This is a genomic window from Micromonospora aurantiaca ATCC 27029 (assembly GCF_000145235.1).
Classification (GTDB): Bacteria; Actinomycetota; Actinomycetes; order Mycobacteriales; family Micromonosporaceae; genus Micromonospora; species Micromonospora aurantiaca.
Window position 1 is genome coordinate 6,493,822 of sequence record NC_014391.1, and the last position, 17,226, is coordinate 6,511,047.

Annotated in this window: 18 protein-coding genes; 5 read left to right on the forward strand and 13 right to left on the reverse strand. The window is 74.1% G+C overall.

Going from position 1 to position 17,226, the window contains the following annotated elements; genetic code table 11:
* Positions 1 to 43 precede the first annotated feature (43 nt).
* Both MICAU_RS29035 and hisC read left to right on the forward strand, forming a co-directional pair.
* Complete coding sequence (locus MICAU_RS29035; protein WP_013288923.1) at positions 44 to 1,081, forward strand: RDD family protein; 1,038 nt, start codon at positions 44 to 46, stop codon at positions 1,079 to 1,081.
* The gene (gene hisC / locus MICAU_RS29040; protein WP_013288924.1) at positions 1,078 to 2,181 is read left to right on the forward strand and encodes a histidinol-phosphate transaminase; all 1,104 of its coding nucleotides are present in this window, start codon (positions 1,078 to 1,080) and stop codon (positions 2,179 to 2,181) included. The genes MICAU_RS29035 and hisC overlap by 4 nt, the downstream gene beginning before the upstream one ends.
* A 121-nt stretch (positions 2,182 to 2,302) precedes the next feature.
* Here the strand turns inward: hisC and MICAU_RS29045 are convergent, their stop codons facing one another.
* The 5 genes from MICAU_RS29045 to MICAU_RS29065 form a co-directional block, all read right to left on the reverse strand.
* Positions 2,303 to 3,556, reverse strand: coding sequence for an outer membrane protein assembly factor BamB family protein (locus MICAU_RS29045; protein ID WP_013288925.1), 1,254 nt, complete (start codon positions 3,554 to 3,556; stop codon positions 2,303 to 2,305).
* A gap of 67 nt (positions 3,557 to 3,623) precedes the next feature.
* Positions 3,624 to 4,106 (reverse strand): SRPBCC family protein, encoded by a 483-nt coding sequence (locus tag MICAU_RS29050; protein ID WP_013288926.1) that lies wholly within the window; start codon positions 4,104 to 4,106, stop codon positions 3,624 to 3,626.
* Between the two features lie 114 nt (positions 4,107 to 4,220).
* Positions 4,221 to 4,430 (reverse strand): DUF397 domain-containing protein, encoded by a 210-nt coding sequence (locus tag MICAU_RS29055; RefSeq protein WP_013288927.1) that lies wholly within the window; start codon positions 4,428 to 4,430, stop codon positions 4,221 to 4,223.
* A gap of 177 nt (positions 4,431 to 4,607) precedes the next feature.
* Complete coding sequence (gene fahA, locus MICAU_RS29060) at positions 4,608 to 5,807, reverse strand: fumarylacetoacetase (protein ID WP_041799367.1); 1,200 nt, start codon at positions 5,805 to 5,807, stop codon at positions 4,608 to 4,610.
* A 110-nt stretch (positions 5,808 to 5,917) separates the two neighbouring features.
* Positions 5,918 to 6,784: a hypothetical protein gene (locus MICAU_RS29065; RefSeq protein ID WP_041799132.1), complete on the reverse strand. Its 867-nt coding sequence runs from the start codon at positions 6,782 to 6,784 to the stop codon at positions 5,918 to 5,920.
* A 94-nt stretch (positions 6,785 to 6,878) separates the two neighbouring features.
* Between MICAU_RS29065 and MICAU_RS29070 the strand changes: the two genes are divergently transcribed.
* Positions 6,879 to 8,045: a homogentisate 1,2-dioxygenase gene (locus tag MICAU_RS29070; protein WP_013288930.1), complete on the forward strand. Its 1,167-nt coding sequence runs from the start codon at positions 6,879 to 6,881 to the stop codon at positions 8,043 to 8,045.
* Between the two features lie 55 nt (positions 8,046 to 8,100).
* Here the strand turns inward: MICAU_RS29070 and MICAU_RS29075 are convergent, their stop codons facing one another.
* The 3 genes from MICAU_RS29075 to MICAU_RS29085 are packed head-to-tail and all read right to left on the reverse strand — an operon-like array spanning position 8,101 to position 11,765.
* Positions 8,101 to 9,141, reverse strand: a complete 1,041-nt coding sequence (locus MICAU_RS29075) for an NAD(P)-dependent alcohol dehydrogenase (protein ID WP_013288931.1) — start codon at positions 9,139 to 9,141, stop codon at positions 8,101 to 8,103.
* Between the two features lie 45 nt (positions 9,142 to 9,186).
* Positions 9,187 to 10,338 (reverse strand): tetratricopeptide repeat protein, encoded by a 1,152-nt coding sequence (locus MICAU_RS29080; protein WP_041799369.1) that lies wholly within the window; start codon positions 10,336 to 10,338, stop codon positions 9,187 to 9,189.
* A gap of 50 nt (positions 10,339 to 10,388) precedes the next feature.
* On the reverse strand, positions 10,389 to 11,765 hold the full coding sequence (locus MICAU_RS29085; protein ID WP_244879693.1) for a BTAD domain-containing putative transcriptional regulator: 1,377 nt from the start codon (positions 11,763 to 11,765) through the stop codon (positions 10,389 to 10,391).
* A 167-nt stretch (positions 11,766 to 11,932) separates the two neighbouring features.
* On the opposite strand from MICAU_RS29085, the gene MICAU_RS29090 reads away from it, so the two are divergent.
* Positions 11,933 to 12,463 carry a hypothetical protein gene (locus MICAU_RS29090; protein ID WP_013288934.1) on the forward strand — a complete coding sequence of 177 codons (531 nt, stop codon included), beginning with the start codon at positions 11,933 to 11,935 and terminating at the stop codon, positions 12,461 to 12,463.
* Positions 12,464 to 12,500: 37 nt separating this feature from the next.
* Here MICAU_RS29090 and ispF read toward each other — a convergent pair whose 3' ends face one another.
* The 3 genes from ispF to MICAU_RS29105 all read right to left on the reverse strand — a co-directional run bounded on the left by ispF (position 12,501) and on the right by MICAU_RS29105 (position 14,324).
* Entirely contained in the window at positions 12,501 to 12,983 is a 483-nt protein-coding gene (gene ispF, locus MICAU_RS29095) for a 2-C-methyl-D-erythritol 2,4-cyclodiphosphate synthase (protein WP_013288935.1), read from the reverse strand.
* Between the two features lie 106 nt (positions 12,984 to 13,089).
* Positions 13,090 to 13,785 (reverse strand): 2-C-methyl-D-erythritol 4-phosphate cytidylyltransferase, encoded by a 696-nt coding sequence (gene ispD, locus MICAU_RS29100; RefSeq protein ID WP_013288936.1) that lies wholly within the window; start codon positions 13,783 to 13,785, stop codon positions 13,090 to 13,092.
* Positions 13,786 to 13,838: 53 nt separating this feature from the next.
* Entirely contained in the window at positions 13,839 to 14,324 is a 486-nt protein-coding gene (locus MICAU_RS29105; RefSeq protein ID WP_013288937.1) for a CarD family transcriptional regulator, read from the reverse strand.
* A 328-nt stretch (positions 14,325 to 14,652) separates the two neighbouring features.
* Between MICAU_RS29105 and MICAU_RS29110 the strand changes: the two genes are divergently transcribed.
* Positions 14,653 to 15,348, forward strand: coding sequence for a hypothetical protein (locus tag MICAU_RS29110; protein WP_013288938.1), 696 nt, complete (start codon positions 14,653 to 14,655; stop codon positions 15,346 to 15,348).
* A 96-nt stretch (positions 15,349 to 15,444) separates the two neighbouring features.
* Here MICAU_RS29110 and MICAU_RS29115 read toward each other — a convergent pair whose 3' ends face one another.
* Both MICAU_RS29115 and MICAU_RS29120 read right to left on the reverse strand, forming a co-directional pair.
* Entirely contained in the window at positions 15,445 to 16,047 is a 603-nt protein-coding gene (locus MICAU_RS29115) for a hypothetical protein (RefSeq protein ID WP_013288939.1), read from the reverse strand.
* 39 nt (positions 16,048 to 16,086) lie between these two features.
* Positions 16,087 to 17,148 (reverse strand): type III polyketide synthase, encoded by a 1,062-nt coding sequence (locus tag MICAU_RS29120; RefSeq protein WP_013288940.1) that lies wholly within the window; start codon positions 17,146 to 17,148, stop codon positions 16,087 to 16,089.
* Between the last annotated feature and the right edge of the window lie 78 nt (positions 17,149 to 17,226).

Below are 17,226 nucleotides of genomic sequence, written 5' to 3' on the forward strand. Positions count from 1 at the left end.
AGCCGGGTCTGCGAGCCCCGCAGTCGGGAACTAGGACGGCATCGTGAGTTTGGAACCCGGCTGGTACGTCGACCCCGCCGACACGGAGACCCGCAGGTGGTGGGACGGCGAGGGCTGGATCGGCGCGCCGATCCCGGTCGACGTCACCCCGCCCGACGGCCCGCCGCCCCCCGAACCGGAGCCCGCGCCGGCCACCCCGACGCCGGCCGCCGAACAGCAGGCCGCCGGTCCCGGCGGCCGCCCCGACGCGGCTTCGACGTCCGGCGCGCCCGGCCGGCCGGGCCCGTGGCCGGGACAGCCGGGTCAACCGGGTCAGCCCGGCCAGGCCGGCCCGTGGCCGGGACAGCCGGGTCAACCGAACCCGTGGCCAGGTCAGCCGGTTCAGCCGGGTCAGCCCGGGCAGCCGGGACAGGCCGGGCCGGGCATGCAGGGACCGCCACCGGGCTGGCCGTACCCGCACTGGCCGGGCGCACAGCCGATCCCCCGCCCACACGGACTGCCGCTGGCGTCGTACGGCGCCCGGCTGGTCGCGCGCCTGATCGACTTCGGCGTGGTGTTCCTGCTCAACGCCGTTGTCAACGGCTGGTTCGTCTGGCGCTACGTCGAGGCCGTCTCCCCGTACCTGCGTGAATCGGTGCGCCGGGCGCTCAACGGCGACACGTCCACCGAAGGGCTGCCTCAGATCGACGACCAGGCCGGCGGCCTCCAGATCGCCATTCTCGTGATCGCCACCGCGCTCTGGTACGCGTACGAGGTGCCGTCGATGGCGGCGCGCGGTCAGACCTTCGGCAAACGGCTGATGGGCATCCGCGCGCTGCCGGTCGAGGCGGACCAGCCGCTCGGCTTCGGCCGGGCGACCCGGCGCTGGAGCACGCTCGGCCTGCCGACGCTGCTCTGGTACTGCTGCGGGCTGGGCCTGCTGCTCCAGCTCATCGACGCGGTATCGCCCCTGTTCGACCACCCGCTGCGCCAGGCCCTGCACGACAAGCGGGCGCAGACGGTGGTGGTCCAGCTCCCCCGCAAGCGTGACACCAGTACCGCCCCGCCCGAGAGCGCCGACACCCCGGGAGACACCCCATGACCGAGACCGGACGCCACCAGCCCGCGCTGCGGCTCACCCGCGCCGACCTGGACGCGCTGCCGAACTACGTGCCCGGCCGCAGCCCGGCCGACCTGGCCCGCGAGCTGGGCCTGGCCGAGGCGATCAAGCTGGCCAGCAACGAGGTGCCGTACGGCCCGCTGCCGGGCGTGGTGGAGGCGGTCGCCGAGGCGGTAGCCGGTTCGCACCGCTACCCGGACATGGGCGTGGTGGCGCTGCGCCAGACGCTCGCCGAGCGGTACGGCGTGGACGCCGACCGGATCGCCACCGGCTGCGGTTCGGTGGCGCTGGCCGAGCACCTGGTGCGTGCCACCTGCCTGCCCGGTGACGAGCTGCTCTACTCGTGGCGCTCCTTCGAGGCGTACCCGATCATCGCGGCGACCAGCGGCGCGACGAGCGTGCGGGTGCCGAACGACGCCGGCCACGGCCACGACCTCGACGCGATGGCGGCGGCGGTGACCGACCGGACCCGGATGGTCCTGGTCTGCAACCCGAACAACCCCACCGGTACGGCGGTGCGCCGGGCCGAGCTGGACCGCTTCCTCGACGCGGTGCCGGACGACGTGCTCGTGGTGATCGACGAGGCGTACCGGGAGTTCGTCACCGACCCGGAGGTGCCGGACGGCCTGACCTACCTGGACCGGCCGAACGTGGCGGTGCTGCGCACGCTGTCCAAGGCGTGGGGCCTGGCCGGCCTGCGGATCGGCTGGCTGGTCGCGGCGCCGGAGGTGGCCGCCGCCGTCCGAAAGGTGGTCACGCCGTTCTCCACCAGCATGGCCGCCCAGGCGGGCGCGCTGGCCGCGCTGGCGCAGGCCGACGAGGTGGAGCGGCGGTGCGCGCTGGTCGTGGCCGAGCGGGACCGGGTCACCGAGGCGCTGCGCAAGTTCGTGCCGGACGTGCCGGACAGCCAGGCCAACTTCGTCTGGCTGCCGCTGGGCGAGCGGGCGGTGGAGTTCGGCCGGGCGTGCGAGGCGCGCGGCGTGATCGTCCGGCCGTTCCCGGGCGACGGGGTACGGGTCACCATCGGCACCCCGGCCGAGAACGACGCGTTCCTGGCCGCCGCCGAGGCCGCGCTGGCCTGACCGGGCACGCCCGGCACCGGTCCGTCAACCCCCTACGGACCGGCGCCGGGCGTCTTCGTCCGACCGATTAGACAAGAGAACTATAGGGGCTTTTGTCCGTTTTGTGGCTTGACCCGCCGGATCAGGTCACGGCGAGCAGCACCGGCTCGGCCATCAGGAAGTAGCCCTGGTCGTCGTCCTCCGGAACGGCACTCTCCCGCAGCCGCTCCACCGCGACGTAGCCGTCCACCGCGTACGCCCGGCCCGGCCGCCAGCCGATCCCGTCCCGCCCCAGGTCGAGCACGAAACTGGACCGGGTCGCACCGGTGAGCGGGTCGACGGTGACCAGTTCCCGCCGGTCGGTCAGCAGGTGCACCCGCCCCGGCTCGGTCGCGAGCACCCGGGCCGGATGGATGTCCGCCCGGCGCCACAGCTCCTCGCCGGTACGCGCCGAGCGCCCGACCACCACCGGGCCGGACGTGTCCACCGCCCGCTCCCCGTCCAGCACCGTGTCCGGGTGGTCCAGGCCCGGCGCGGCGGCCGGCTCGCCCGGGTCGGTCACCAGCCAGCCCCGGCTGCCCGCGCCGTCCGGCCCGGCGGTACGCAGCCCGCGGCAACCGGAGTGCCCGTCGCGGCAGCCCACCGGCGTGACGACGAGCTGTTCCGGCGCGTCCGGCGGCCGCCAGCGGGTCCGCACCACACCGGTCGCCGCGTCCCGCAGCTCGACCGCGGCCGGGCCGTCGCAGCTGTCCACGCCGACCAGCTCACCGCTGGCGGTCGTGCCCACGTCGGACCGGCAACCCCTGCTCACGTCCGCACGCCAGAGCCGGCGGCCGTCGGTGAGGTCGTACCCGCCGATGCCGCCCGGACCGGTCGCGAGCAGCACGGCCCGCCCCTCGGACGTGCGCGCCACGTGCAGTCCGGCCGGATCCCAGACCGTGGCGGCGAAGGTGCGTCGCGGCTCCGGCACCGACCCCGGCTGCGGGCCGTCGGCCCGCCAGGCCACCCGTCCGGTACGCGCGTCGAGCGCCACCAGCTTCCCGTCGGACCAGCGGCTGACCACCGTAGTGCCCTCGGCGAGCACTCCGACCAGCGTCGCCGGCCAGCGGCGGAAGGACCAGAACGGGGTGACCCGGTGCCGTCCGGTGACCGGCTGGTCCGCGTATACCTGACGGGTGCCCGCGTAGACGCGGAGCCGGCCGTCCACGACGAGGGGCGCCACCGGCAGCCGCGCGAGCACCCCGGCGGTCGGCGCGGGCGCCGCCGGGTAGGGCTTCCGGGCCGGGGTGTCGACCTCGGCGGGCGCCAGCACCCGGACGACCACGGCGACCGACGCCGCGACGGCGAGCACTGCCACCAGCGCCACCACGGCCCGCCGCCTCGCGGCCTTCGCCATCCGTCACCTCCGCCCCGGCACCCTACCGGCCGCGTGCGGGCCGGGTACGGGGAGCGGCCGGGTCGGCTCAGGCGGCCTCGGTGGATCGGGCGGAACCGGCGGCCAGCGCCAGGTCGGCCAGGTCGCGCCGGAGCGCGCCCTCGACCGCGCGGGCGGCCAGGCCACCGAGGATCAGGGCCAGCACCCGCCCGTACGCCCGGGTCGGCACCGCCTCCTGCTCAACGGTGACCTCGGTGCAGCCACGCCGCCGCCGCTCGACGGTGCGCAGCGTCCAGGTGATCCGGTAGTCGGCGCCGGCGCCGCGCGACCCGAGCACCAGGCGGCCGGGCGCGACCGCCTCGATCACCTCGAACTCCTCCGGTTCGGTGCCGCCGTCCGGCCGGACGCGGGTCTCCCGCCACACGGTGCCCGGCCCGAACCCGCCGGTGCCGAGGACCTCGACCGCGTCCACCGCCGAGAGCCAGTCGGCGCGGGCCGGGAGGTCGGTGAGCAGCCGCCACAGATCGGCGTCCTGCGCTTCGATGAATGCGGAAACCGTCACCGTCGACATGGCACCTCCCGTGTCGTACACGGTACGGGCCGTGACCGGAAACGGGGAGCCTCCCGGTGACATTTCCACCACCGGTGCCCCCGGCCGGGGCACCGGTGTGTGGCGCAGGAGCGGTCAACCGCGGAGCGCGCCGCCTCGCAGCGCGGTGACGAACGCGGCCCAGCCCGGCGGGCTCACCGCGAGCGCCGGACCGTCCGGGTCCTTCGAGTCGCGTACGCCCACCACGCCGTGCTCGGCGACCACGTTCGTCGCCACCTCGACGCAGAGACCCTGATCGTTCGAGCGGCTGCTGGTGCGCCAGACGGCACCGGTCAACTCGGTCATGCTCGGTCCTTCCTGTTTCGGCTTCCGCGGGTACGCCCCGGCCCGGCACCGCGGGCGGCTCCCGGCTCGACCGGGAGCCACCGGCCGGGGCGTAGGTGATCCGGAGCGATCAACGCCGAAGGAAACGGCCCCGGTCGCACATCGGGTGCGACCGGGGCCGGTTCGGAAGGTCGGATCTCAGCGAGCCGGGAGGATCGTCCCGGTGACCTCACCCAACGCGACTGTGGTGCCGTCCGGGCCGGGCGCGGTGGCGGTGATCGTCACCGTGTCGCCGTCCTCCAGGAACGTCCGCTCGCTGCCGTCGGCGAACTTGACCGGCTCGGACCCGCCCCAGGTCAGCTCCAGGAACGAACCGACCTGGCCGCGCTCCGGACCGGAGACGGTGCCGGAGGCGTAGAGGTCGCCGGTACGCAGCGACGCGCCGTTGACGGTGAGGTGCGCGAGCTGCTGGGCCGGGGTCCAGTACATGCCGGCGAACGGCGGCTCGGCGACCCGCTCGCCGTTCCACTCGACCGACAGCGTCAGGTCCAGCCCGAGGCGCGGGGTGTCGCGCAGGTAGTCCTGCACCGGCGGGTCCTGGTCCGGCGCGGGCACGAACGCGTCGGACAGCGCCTCCAGCGGCGTCACCCAGGCCGAGACGGAGGTGGCGAACGACTTGCCGAGGAACGGCCCGAGCGGCTGGTACTCCCACGCCTGGATATCCCGGGCCGACCAGTCGTTGACGAGCACCACGCCGAAGACGTGGTCGGCGAAGTCGGCAACCGGCACCCGCTCGCCGAGCCGGCTCGGCACGCCCACCACGAAGCCCACCTCGGCCTCGATGTCCAGCCGGACCGAGGCGCCGGTGGTCGGGCCCTGCGCGCTGGCCCGCTGGCCGGTCGGGCGGGTCACCGGGGTGCCGGAGACGACCACGGTGCCGGCCCGGCCGTGGTAGCCGATCGGCACGTGCTTCCAGTTCGGCAGCAGCGGCGGCTGGCCGGGCCGGAAGATCTGCCCGACGTTCGAGGCGTGGTGCTCGGAGGAGTAGAAGTCGACGTAGTCGGCCACCTCGAACGGCAGCGCCATCTCGACCTCGCGCAGCGGCACCAGCAGCGGCTCGACCGCCGCCCGGTGCTCCGGCTCGGTGAGCAGCTCGACGACCCGCTGCCGGACCGCCGTCCACTGCGGGCGGCCGAGCGCCATGAAGGCGTTGAGCGTCGGCCGGCCCAGCGCGCCGCCGGCCAGCACCAGACCGGCGGCCTCCGCGCCGGCCAGGTCCAGCGCGAAGTCACCGATGCGGACGCCGACGCGCGGCTCGCCCTCGCCGTGCCGGAACACGCCGTACGGCAGGTTCGTGACCCCGTACGGCGACCCTGCCACACCCGGAACCCAGCTCATGCCGTGCCGACCGGGCATGCCCTCACGGCCCTCGCTCCGCTCGGTGCGTTCGCTCATGCGGTGCAGGCCGGGCATGCCCTCACGGCCCTCGCTCCGCTCGGTGCGTTCGCTCATGCCTCAAAGCCTCCGTTCACCAGCCCCAGCCGGATCAGATCGGTAAGTGGTTCGGAGATGCTGCACGAGCCGTACCCGACCCAGAGCGGGCGCTCGGCGTCGCGGTGCGCCCGGGCCGGCTCGACCACGCGTACCGGGTCGGTGGCGGCGAGCAGCTCGGCCACGCCGTCCACCTCGGCGCCCCCGACGGCGGCGAGCGTGGCGCCCAGCACGTTCACGAAACCGTGGTGGTTGAAGCCGGTCTCCGGGTCGCGGTGCCGGATCGCGTGGTGCAGTCCGGCGGTGAGCTTGAACGGCAGCTTACGGTCCCGGCACGCGCAGATCACCGCGGCCAGCTCGACCGGGGTGGGGAACAGCTCGGCGGCGAGCCCGCCGGTGCGGAACTTGGCCGCCACCGGCAGCCCGGCGGCGCGCGCCTCGGCGAGCGTGTCGAGCGCGCCCATCAGGCCGAAGGTCAGCGGGATCTCCGCGTACACGGCGGTGCCGTCGAGCCGGCCGGCGAGCGTCATCAGCTCGGACAGCCCGGGTTGCGGGTCCTCGCCGCGCTTGGCGACCGGCGCCTCGACCTGCCGGGCGGTCACCCCGTCGGGCGCGAGCGCGTCCAGCGCCTGCGGGAGCTGGTCCAGGCCGGTGTCGCCGATCAGCCCGATCACCAGGCCCTCGGCCGGGTCCACCAGGCCGTTCAACGACCCGCGCTGGATCTCCGAGGCGGGCAGCAGCAGCGGGCCGACCATGTCCGCGAACCACGCGGTTCGGTGGGTGCGGTGCGCGATCACCGCGTCGGGCAGCGCGGCGTTGCCGGGCGGGAAGACCGCGGCGTCGTCCACCAGGCCGGAGAGGAGGCGGGGCACCTGCGTTGACACGAGACAAGAATGTACGGGACGCTACGAGGAACGGACAACAGCGTCCGATTATCGGACGCCACCGGCCGGAGAACGGGACATATCGGGAGGCGAGATGCCGTACTACCGCAGCGTCGGCGACGTGCCGCGCAAGCGCCACACCCAGTTCCGCCAGCCCGACGGCACTCTCTACGCGGAGGAACTGGTCGGCCAGGAGGGTTTCTCCTCCGACTCGTCGCTGCTCTACCACCGGCACGCGCCGACCGCGATCCTCGCCGCCGAGGAGTACGCCCCGCCCACAGTCACCCGCGTGCCCAACCTGCCGCTCAAGCCGCGCCACCTGCGCACGCACAAGCTCGACGGCACCGGCGCGGACCCGGTGCTCGGCCGGCAGTACCTGCTCGCCAACGACGACGTACGCATCGCGTACGTGCTCGCCGACCGGCCGTCGCCGCTGTTCCGCGACGCCACCGGCGACCACTGCCTCTACCTGGAGGCCGGGTCGATGCGGGTCGAGTCGCCGTTCGGCGTGCTCGACGCCGTCGCGGGCGACTACGTCGTCATCCCCACCTCGACCATCCACCGCCTCGTGCCCACCGGCGACGAGCCGACCCGGCTGCTCGCCGTCGAGGCGTCCGGCCACATCGGGCCGCCCAAGCGCTACCTCTCCGTACGCGGCCAGTTCCTGGAGCACGCGCCCTACTGCGAGCGCGACGTCCGCGGACCGGACACGCCGCTGCTCGTCGACGGCGAGGAGGTGGAGGTGCTCGTCAAGCACCGCCGCGGGTGGACGAGGTACGTCTACGCCAACCACCCGTTCGACGTGGTGGGCTGGGACGGGCACATGTACCCGTGGGCGTTCTCCATCCACGACTTCGAGCCGATCACCGGGCGGATCCACCAGCCGCCGCCCGTGCACCAGACGTTCCAGGGCCCGAACTTCGTGATCTGCTCGTTCGTGCCGCGCAAGGTGGACTACCACCCGGCCGCCATCCCGGTGCCGTACAACCACCACAACGTCGACTCCGACGAGATGCTGTTCTACACCGGCGGCAACTACGAGGCCCGGCGCGGCTCCGGCATCGAGCAGGGCTCGATCTCGCTGCACCCGTCCGGCTTCACCCACGGCCCCCAGCCGGGCGCGGCCGAGCGCTCGATCGGTGCGGAGTTCTTCGACGAGCTGGCGGTCATGGTGGACACGTTCCGCCCGCTCGACCTCTGCGACGCGGCCGCCGGCTGCGAGGACGACGGCTACGCCTGGACCTGGGCGCGCAAGTCCTGACGTACGCGAGAAGGGGCCGCGCCCGGCACGGACGCGGCCCCTTCGCACGCGGTCGTCAGAACGTGGACGCGTCGATGACGAAGCGGTAGCGCACGTCGGAGGCGAGCACCCGCTCGTACGCCTCGTTGATCTTCTCGGCCGGAATCACCTCGATCTCGGCGCCCAGCCCGTGCTCGGCGCAGAAGTCGAGCATCTCCTGGGTCTCCGCGATGCCGCCGATGTTCGACCCGGCGAACGACCGCCGGGCCGGGATCAGCGAGAACGCGTGCACCGACAGCGGCTTCTCCGGGGCGCCCACGTTGACCAGCGTCCCGTCCACGGCGAGCAGCCGCAGGTACGCGTCCATGTCGAGGGTCGCGCTCACCGTGTTGATGATCAGGTCGAACGAGCCGGCCAGCGTGGTGAACGTGTCCTCGTCGGAGGTCGCGTAGTAGTGGTCGGCGCCGAGCCGCAGCCCGTCCTCCCGCTTCTTCAGCGACTGGGACAGCACGGTCACCTCGGCGCCCATCGCGTGGGCCAGCTTCACGGCCATGTGGCCGAGACCGCCCATGCCGATCACCGCGACCCGGCGGCCCGGCCCGGCGTTCCAGTGCCGCAGCGGCGAGTACGTGGTGATGCCGGCGCAGAGCAGCGGCGCTGCGGCGTCCAGCTCGATGCCGTCCGGGATGCGCAGCACGAAGTCCTCGGTGACCACGATGGCCTGCGAGTAGCCGCCCTGGGTCGGCTCGCCGTCCCGGCCCACCCCGCCGTACGTGCCGGTGCTGCCCTTCAGGCAGTACTGCTCCAGGCCCTTGCGGCAGTTGTCGCACTCCCGGCAGGAGTCGACCAGGCAGCCGACGCCGACCCGGTCGCCGACGGCGAACTTCGTGACCGCGGAGCCGACCTCACGCACCACGCCCGCGATCTCGTGACCCACCACGATCGGGTAGCGGGTCGGACCCCACTCGCTGCGCGCGGTGTGGATGTCGGAGTGGCAGATGCCGGAGAACTTGATGTCGATGAGAACGTCGTCCGGTCCGAGATCCCGCCGCTCGATGGTGGTCGGGGCGAGCGGTTCGGTCGCGGACGTCGCCGCGTAGGCATTGACGGTGAGCACTGATTCCCGCTTCCTTCAGCCGGTGTTTCCGGTCCTCCTACCCTCTCACCGGCGAGCGAACGCGGTGAATCCGGCCACCACCGACGCGGTGATCGCCCCGACCAGCGGCAACGGGCCGCCGACCAGCGCGTACACGAGCAGCAGCACCACCGCGGCGGCGGCCGCGTAGACCGGGACGACCAGGCCGCGCGACATCGCCTCCCGCAGGCCGGGCTGCCACGTCGCCGGGCGCCGCAGCAGCACCGCCACCCCGGCGACCGCCAGCACCGCGAACAGCCGGGACGCACCCGGCGAGGCCGGGGCCAGCGCCGCGACCAGCACACTCGCGATCAGGGACAACCCGGCCACCGACAGCAGGAGACGCCGGATGCCGGCGTCCACGGTCCGGACCGGGTCGGGACGGGCCACCGGCAGGTCGGCCATCGCGGTCAGGTGTTCCAGCGTCTCGGCGTACCGGCGTCGTTCCAGCCGGGCCACGCCCATGTCCTGCCCCGCCTCGCCCAGCCCTGGGTCCAGCCGCAGCGCCTCCCGGTAGGCCCGCTCGGCCAGGTCGAACAGTTGCAGCCGCACCGCGACCAGGCCCAGCACGAGGTGCGCCTCCGGCTCGTCCGGCGACAGCTCCACACCCCGCCACGCTGCGTCCAGCGCCGCCTGCCCGTTGCGCGACGCGGAGAGGACGGCGGCGGCACTGCGCTGCGCGTACGCGTCACCCGGCGCACGCGCCAGGATCTCGTCGGCGGTGGCGGCGGCGGGCTTCCAGCGTTCGAGGTCGAGCAGCGCGAACCCGCGTGCCACGAGCGCCGGCACGACCGCCCCGGCGACGGGCGTCTCCGCGCCGGCCGCCTCCTGGGCGGACGCCTCGTCGGCGGCGGCTCCGGCAGCAGGCGGCACGGCGCCCGGCACGTCGCGGGTGGGCGTCTCCGCGGCGAGCGTCCCGAAGGCGGGCGGCTCCGGAACGGACGCGCCGCCGGCGGCGGCCACCGCGGCCTCGGCGGCGGCGAGCGCCTCGGATGGCCGGTCGGCGGCCAGGTGCATCCGGGCCAGCATGGTCAACGCGGGCACGTGCGCCGGCTCGGTCGCGATCAGCGCGGTGAGTTCGCCGATCCCCTCGTCGTAGCGCCCCAGCTCGGCGAGCAGGTGGGCGCGTTGCAGGTAACCGTCGGCGGCGGACTGGTCGGGGGCGGCGTCACTCGGCATCCCGGCGAGCGTATCCGCCCGGACCCACCGCGCGCCGAGGGTGCCCGGCGTCAGGCACTCCGGCAGGACACGCCGGCCCGGCCGCCGCACGTCCCCAGACTGCACCACCGGCGCAGCCCGCTCTCGTCCAGGAACAACCACCCGCACCGCCGGTCCGGGCAGACCCGCACCGTGAACCGGGCCGGATCGGCGAGCAGCTGCGCGCCGCTGAACGCGGCGGCGTGCACCGGCAGCCGCAGCCCGGCCGCCAGGTCCGGCCACCACCTGCCGCGTCCGTCGGTCTCGCGCCGGAAGACGAGCGTACGGGCGGCGGCCTCGGCTGCCCGCGCGACAGTCTCGAAGGCAGCGCCGTCGTCCGGGTCGACCAGGCTGGCGTAGAGCGCGGCGCGGAGCGTACGGGCCTCGTCGAGCACCGCCTCCGCCGCTGCCGGGTCACGGCGCGCGAGGTGCAGCAGGCGGTTCGTCGAGACCTCGTCCACCAGCCCGACGTGGCCGGCCCAGACGGCGAGGGTCCGGTAGCCGCGCAGCCACTCGGCGCCGGGCAACGGCGGCTCGTGCCCCCACCCGGCGAGCGTGTTGCAGAAGTCCAGGGCCGGGTGGCCGCCCACGCTCCACGGCAGGCTCTCGTCACCGACCCTGATCTCGTGCATCGGCCGGGCGGCCCGGTCCAGCCGGTCGTCGCCCGCGAGCACCCGGCGCTGCACCTCCCGGAGGCGGGGCCCCGGCTCGACGCCGAAGTCGGCCGCGAGCAGGTCCCGGGTGGCGCGGTAGAGGCGCAGCGCGTCGGCCCGCCGGTCGCCCCGGTACAGGGCGGTCATCAGGACCGCCACGAGGTGTTCCCGCGTCGGGTGCTGGGCGGCCAGCGGCATCAGGTCGGCGACCGCGCGCGTGTGCCGGCCCAGCGCGAGCTGCGCCTCGGCCCGAAGCTCCACGGCGACCAGGCGAAGTTCCTCGACCGTGCCGTGCAGCCGGTCCCGCAGCTCGTCGTCCGCCGCGTCGGCGAGCAACGGCCCACGCCAGAGGGCGAGCGCCCGGTCGAGCGACCGCACCCGCTCGGCGGGATCGGCGGCCCGCCCGGCCGCCCGGACCAGGTCGGCGAACTCGTCGACGTCGACCCGGTGCCCGTCCTCCTCCACTGCGTAGCCCTCGCCCCGGGTGCTGATCCGCACCCCGTACGGGTTGAGCGAGCCCCGCAGCCGCCCGATGTACGTCTGCACCGCACTCCGGGCCGTGGCCGGCGGCCGGCCGTTCCAGAGCAGGTCGATGAGGCGGTCGGTCGGCACCACCCGGCCCACGTCGAGCAGCAGCACCCCGAGCAGGCAACGCTCCTGACGCCGGCTGCCGACCTCGACCGGCCGGCCGTCGTGGCGGGCCTCGAACGGCCCGAGCAGGCGGAACTCCATACCGAACAGGACGGGTCGGCCCAAGCCCGGGGTTGTCGCCCGACGGTGATCGCGTGGTGAGGAACCCGGCCGGCCGGGTCCGCCCGCTCGACTGTTGCCGCTCGACGCGGTGATCCGGTGGTGACCGGGCCCGGTGATGCTCGCCGCCCGGACCGGCGAGGGATCCGGACCAGCGAGGGATGGAGTGGAACATGCGGTTCAGGATGAGTATCGCGGTGGCGAGCGTCGTGGCGGCGGTGGTCGCGGCCCTACCAGGCTCGGCGTCCGCCGCGCCGGAGCGGCATCCCGCCCCGGGTGCCTGGGAACCGGCGCCCCAGGCGCCGTTCGAGATGCCCGCCGGCGCGCGATGCGAGTTCGCGGTACGGGTCGAGCCGATCGTGGACGAGGTGCGGAAGCTGACGATCGAGGCCTACCCGGACGGCGCGCCGAAGCGGGAGTTGTTCACCGGCGCTCTGATCAACCGGGTCACGAACCTGGAGACCGGCGCCACCTCGACGGCGGACGCGAGCGGCACCGCCCTCGTCGTCTACCGCACCGACGGCTCGATGACCTGGTACGTGACCGGGCCGGTGCTGCTCGGCTTCCGGGAGAACGCCGGCACCCTGCCGAAGGGGCTGTGGATCGTCGACGGCCGGTTCCGGGTGGAGTTCTCCCCCACCTACGACAAGACGATCACGATGCTCCACGGCACTACTCACAACGTCTGCACCGACGTCGACTGATCGGGTGACGCGGTGGCCGGCGTCCCCGGTCACCGCGTCAGCCGGCCGGAGCCTCGTAGATCAGGGCCACCGCGATCCCGGCCAGGCCTTCCCCGCGCCCGGTGAAGCCGAGGCCGTCGGTGGTGGCCGCGGAGACGGTCACGGGCGCGCCCACCGCCTCGGAGAGCACCCGCTGCGCCTCCTCCCGGCGCGGCCCGATCTTGGGGCGGTTGCCGACGACCTGCACCGACACGTTGCCGATCTGGAAGCCCGCGGCCCGTACCCGGCGTGCGCTCTCGGTCAGCAGCGCCACCCCGGAGGCACCGGCCCACTCCGGCTGGTCCACGCCGAAGTTCGCGCCCAGGTCGCCGAGACCGGCAGCGGAGAGCAGGGCGTTGCAGGCGGCGTGCGCGGCAACGTCGGCGTCGGAGTGACCGGCCAGGCCGTCCTGGTCCGGCCAGTGCAGGCCCGCGACCCAGCAGGGCCGCCCGGCCGCGAACGCGTGCACGTCGGTGCCGACAGCCACCCGAGGAACGATCATGACCAGAGGGTACGCACACCTCGGGAGAGATCTTGGTAGCAAAGGGCCCTTATGAGGGCCGTTTCTTACCAAGATCTCGAAGCCTGCGTGCCGCGCGAGCGGCGCGTCAGGCGCCTGTGGTCAGAAGGTGTTCGGCCAGGGCCATGTCGAACGGGCGGGTGATCTTCAGGGCCAGCTCGGAGCCGGGCACGCACATGACCGCGCCGCCCTGCTTCTCGATCAACCCGGCGTCGTCGGTCAGCGCGTCACCGGCGGACCGGTGGGCCGCGACCAGCACCGACCGGCGGAAGCCCTGCGGCGTCTGCACCGCCCGCAGCGCGGACCGGTCGACTGTGCCGAGCACCCGCTCGGTCGCGTCGACCTCCTTGATCGTGTCGACCACCGGCAGTACCGGAATCACCGCGTCGTGCCCGTCGCGGACCGCCGCGGCCACCGACTCGACCAGGTGGGGCGGGGTGAGCGCGCGGGCCGCGTCGTGCACCAGGACGATCTCCGGACCGGCGGGAACTGCGGCGAGTGCCGCCGCCACCGACTCCTGGCGTTCGGCGCCACCGGGGACCACTGTCACCGGGGCGACGGGGGCGAGCATCGCGCGTACCGCCTCGACCTCGGTCGCCGGCGCGGCCACCACGATCGTGTGCACCGACGGCGCGGCGGCGATCCGGCGGACCGCGTGTACGAGCAGCGGCTCACCGGCGAGCAGCCGGAGCGCCTTCGGGGCGCCGGGTCCGAGGCGTACCCCGGCACCTGCCGCAGGAACGAGGACCGCGACGTCACCGCGCGGATTGAGCTGCGCGGTCACGTCGCGGTCCTCGGATTCGTTCGCTGCGGGGTGGGTAGAGGCAGAGGCGTGGATCAGGCCTCGGTCAGCACCTTGTCGAGCAGCGTCTCGGCCTCGTCCTTGGTGCTCTTCTCCGCCAGCGCGACCTCGCCGACGAGGATGTCACGGGCCTTGGCGAGCATCCGCTTCTCGCCCGCCGACAGGCCCCGCTCCCGCTCCCGGCGCCACAGGTCGCGGACGACCTCGGCCACCTTCAGCGGGTTACCGGAGGCCAGCTTCTCCAGATTCGCCTTGTAACGCCGCGACCAGTTGGTCGGCTCCTCGGTGTGCGGTGCACGGAGCACGTCGAAGACCTTGCCCAGGCCCTCTTCGCCAACCACTTCGCGCACACCCACGATCTCGGCGTTCTCGGCGGGCACCCGGACCGTCAGGTCACCCTGTGCGACCCTCAGGACGAGGTATTCCCTGGGCTCGCCCTTGATGACCCGAGTCTCGATTGCCTCGATGAGTGCGGCCCCGTGGTGGGGGTAAACAACGGTCTCGCCGACACTGAAAACCATAGGTTCGAAACCCCTTTCGCTGTGTCTAGGGTAACACGCTCAGGCACCGATGTCTCACCGCTGTCCTGATCGTTGGCGCAGCTCAGGGGCCCTGTGAGAGGTATTTCTTCAGCTTGACAGGCGGTCAAACCGATGCTTTCGACACGCTCCGTGAGGAACACGTGACAACCCGGTAAGGGGTGACGGGAGCGTCCAGATCTAGGGCAATGCGCTCCTTCCATGGTAGCTCCGCAAGTCCGTCCGCGCCCAGGTGTGGCGTTACGGCGGTCGGTGCGGGACGCTGGTGAGGGACGTGACGTCCGCTCACCGAGACGTTCCTGGGGGTCCGATGGGCGTGCCTGACGCTGACGGCCAGGGGCCGCCGGACGGGCTGCCCGGCCTGCCTCCGGAGTGGGGCCGGGTGGTCGTCCCGGACGACGCCTCGGCGCTCGCCGACGAGGCCCGGCAGGTCCGCCGGGAGCTGCGCCGCGCGCGGCAGGGCTCCGGCCGGCGTGCCGTTCCGGCCCGCCTCGGGCTGCCGGTGCTGATCCTGCTCGTGTCGGTGCTCGTCACGCTCGCCGGACTGGCCGCCGTCACCTGGCCGCGCACCACCACGCGGTCCGGCGCGCCGACGGTGCTCCCCCGCTCCACCACCGCGCCGCAACCGGTCGGCCCGCTGCCCGCGCTGGACCTGGTCGGCGCGGACGACACGCCGGTACCGCTGCGCAGCCTGCTGCCCGCCATGATCATCCTGGTCGACGCCTGCGCCTGCGCCGAGCAGGTCGGCACCGCGGCCCGCGCCGCGCCGCCCGGCGTCACTGTGGTCACCGTGACCGAGGGCCGCAGCGCCGGACCCGCGAGCGTCCCCGGGGTACGCCCGCTCGGCGACCCGGCCTGCGGCCTGCGCTCCTACCTGCACCTGTCCGCCCACCCCGGCACCGCCGCCGCGCTGCTCGTGGATCGGCAGGGCTCGCTGGTCCGGGTGGTGCCGGAGCTGGGCCCGCTGTCGGACTACGGCGCCGACCTGGCCCGGCTGGGCAGCTGACAGGCCGGTCCGGGAGCGCCGGCTGGGCGGCTGAGCCGCCGGCCCGAGGACGCGAGCGGGGCCGCTGAGCCGCCGGTGCCCGGCGCGCGACAGCTGTCAGTAGAGCGCTTCGAGCCGGGCGTCCAGCTCGGCCCGGCCGCGTACACCGGTGAACCGCACCAGCACCGGCGCGCCGGTGCCGCCCAGGAAGGGCAGCTCCAGTCGCCCGCCGCAGCGGAGGAACCGCCGCGCGTCGCCGGTCCCGGTGCCGGACAGCTGCACGGCGATCGATCCGTCCCCGGAGCAGCTCACCGACAGCCGGTAGTCGTCGCCCCGCGAGGGATTCACCTGCCGTACGACAGGCGGCCCGTCCGGCGTCAGGTCGGACGTCTCCCGCCACACCACGTGCGACACCTGGAGCACACGCGAGGTGCCGTCGTCCTCGACCCGGATCACCACCGACCGGTCCGGCGCCGTCGCCGGGGCACGGAGTGCCCGGGGCGTCGGGTCGCGCCCCGGTCGTGCCGGCCAGGCGTCGCCGGTCGACGGGTCGACCCGCCAGGTTCGGGCGACGGGTTCGGCGCTCGCGGGCGGCGCCGGCACGGCCGTGGCCGCACCCGGCTCGGGTGCCGCCGACCGCCACCAGGCCGCACCGGCCGCCAGCGCCAGAACGGTCAGGACGGTCAGCGGTACCCGTCCGTCCCGCTCGTCGGAGGCCATGACGGCAGCGTATCCGTGCGGCCCGGGCGGGGCGAGCCGTCAGCCCACCCGTTCCAGCAGCACCGCGTAGAGCGTCAGACCCGGTCCGAACGCGAGCATCACCACCCAGCGCGGCGGCGACGGCTCCGTACGCCACAGCCGGTCCAGAATCAGCAGCACGGTCGGGGACGAGCAGTTGCCGTGCTCGGCGAGCGTCCCCCGGGAGGCGGCGAGGCCGTCCGGCGGCAGGGCCAGCTCACGCTCCACCACGTTGAGGATCCGCGGACCGCCCGGATGCACCGCCCAGCCGTCCACGTCGGAGCGCTCGCACCCGTGCCGCGCCAGCAGCTCGTCGATCAGCGTCCGCACGTGCCGGGACAGGACCTGCGGCACCTTCGGCGACAGCCCCATCCGGAAACCGGTGTCGGTGACGTCCCAGGTCATGTGGTCGGCGGTGGAGGTGTCGGTGACCGAGGTGACCTCGCGCAGCGCGTACCCCCGGCCGCCGGGGACGACCACGGCGGCGACCGCGGCGTCCGAGAACAGCGCGTGGGAGACGATCTGCTGGGTGTCCACCCGGGCACCAGGCGGCTGGATGTGCAGGCTGGTCAGCTCCGCGCAGAGCAGCAGCGCCGGTCGCCCGCGGGCGGTGACGAAGTCGCTCGCCGCGCCCAGCCCGGGCAGGGCCGCGTAACAGCCCATGTGCCCGACGAACATGCGCTGGGTGCTCGGCGACATCCCCAGATCCCGGGCGAGCAGGATGTCCAGCCCCGGGGTGGCGTACCCGGTGCACGAGCAGACGATGAACAGCCCGATGTCGGAGGCGTCCAGGCCGGCGGCGGTGAGAGCCCGGCTGACCGCCTCCTTGCCCAGCGGCAGCGCCTCGACCTGGTAGCGGCGCATCCGGCGCTCGGTCGGCCACTCCGAGACGTCCTCCAGCAGCGGGTTGACCGCCGCCTGCCGCCGGGTCACGCCCGAGTTCGCGAAGATCCGCTCGGCCAGCGCCCGGGTGTTCCCCTGGAAGTGCTTCGCGAAGAAGCCCGTCCACAGTTCGTCCTGCATCGCAGCCGGCGGTTGTGCCGTACCCAGACCCGCGATCACCGGTATGCCCACGTCCCCCACCCCTGAGCCCTCCCTCACCTCTCGCACCGACTCCTGGTCACCGTGCCGCTTTTCGTTCGCGACTGCGGGGCTCGCAGA

Excerpts from the sequence above, each read along its gene's own strand:
- hisC (WP_013288924.1), top strand. The coding sequence starts at position 1,078 with ATGACCGAGACCGGACGCCACCAGCCCGCGCTGCGGCTCACCCGCGCC.
- MICAU_RS29045 (WP_013288925.1), bottom strand. The coding sequence starts at position 3,556 with ATGGCGAAGGCCGCGAGGCGGCGGGCCGTGGTGGCGCTGGTGGCAGTG.
- MICAU_RS29050 (WP_013288926.1), bottom strand. The coding sequence starts at position 4,106 with ATGTCGACGGTGACGGTTTCCGCATTCATCGAAGCGCAGGACGCCGAT.
- MICAU_RS29055 (WP_013288927.1), bottom strand. The coding sequence starts at position 4,430 with ATGACCGAGTTGACCGGTGCCGTCTGGCGCACCAGCAGCCGCTCGAAC.
- fahA (WP_041799367.1), bottom strand. The coding sequence starts at position 5,807 with ATGAGCTGGGTTCCGGGTGTGGCAGGGTCGCCGTACGGGGTCACGAAC.
- MICAU_RS29070 (WP_013288930.1), top strand. The coding sequence starts at position 6,879 with ATGCCGTACTACCGCAGCGTCGGCGACGTGCCGCGCAAGCGCCACACC.
- MICAU_RS29080 (WP_041799369.1), bottom strand. The coding sequence starts at position 10,338 with ATGCCGAGTGACGCCGCCCCCGACCAGTCCGCCGCCGACGGTTACCTG.
- MICAU_RS29090 (WP_013288934.1), top strand. The coding sequence starts at position 11,933 with ATGCGGTTCAGGATGAGTATCGCGGTGGCGAGCGTCGTGGCGGCGGTG.
- ispF (WP_013288935.1), bottom strand. The coding sequence starts at position 12,983 with ATGATCGTTCCTCGGGTGGCTGTCGGCACCGACGTGCACGCGTTCGCG.
- MICAU_RS29105 (WP_013288937.1), bottom strand. The coding sequence starts at position 14,324 with ATGGTTTTCAGTGTCGGCGAGACCGTTGTTTACCCCCACCACGGGGCC.
- MICAU_RS29110 (WP_013288938.1), top strand. The coding sequence starts at position 14,653 with ATGGGCGTGCCTGACGCTGACGGCCAGGGGCCGCCGGACGGGCTGCCC.
- MICAU_RS29115 (WP_013288939.1), bottom strand. The coding sequence starts at position 16,047 with ATGGCCTCCGACGAGCGGGACGGACGGGTACCGCTGACCGTCCTGACC.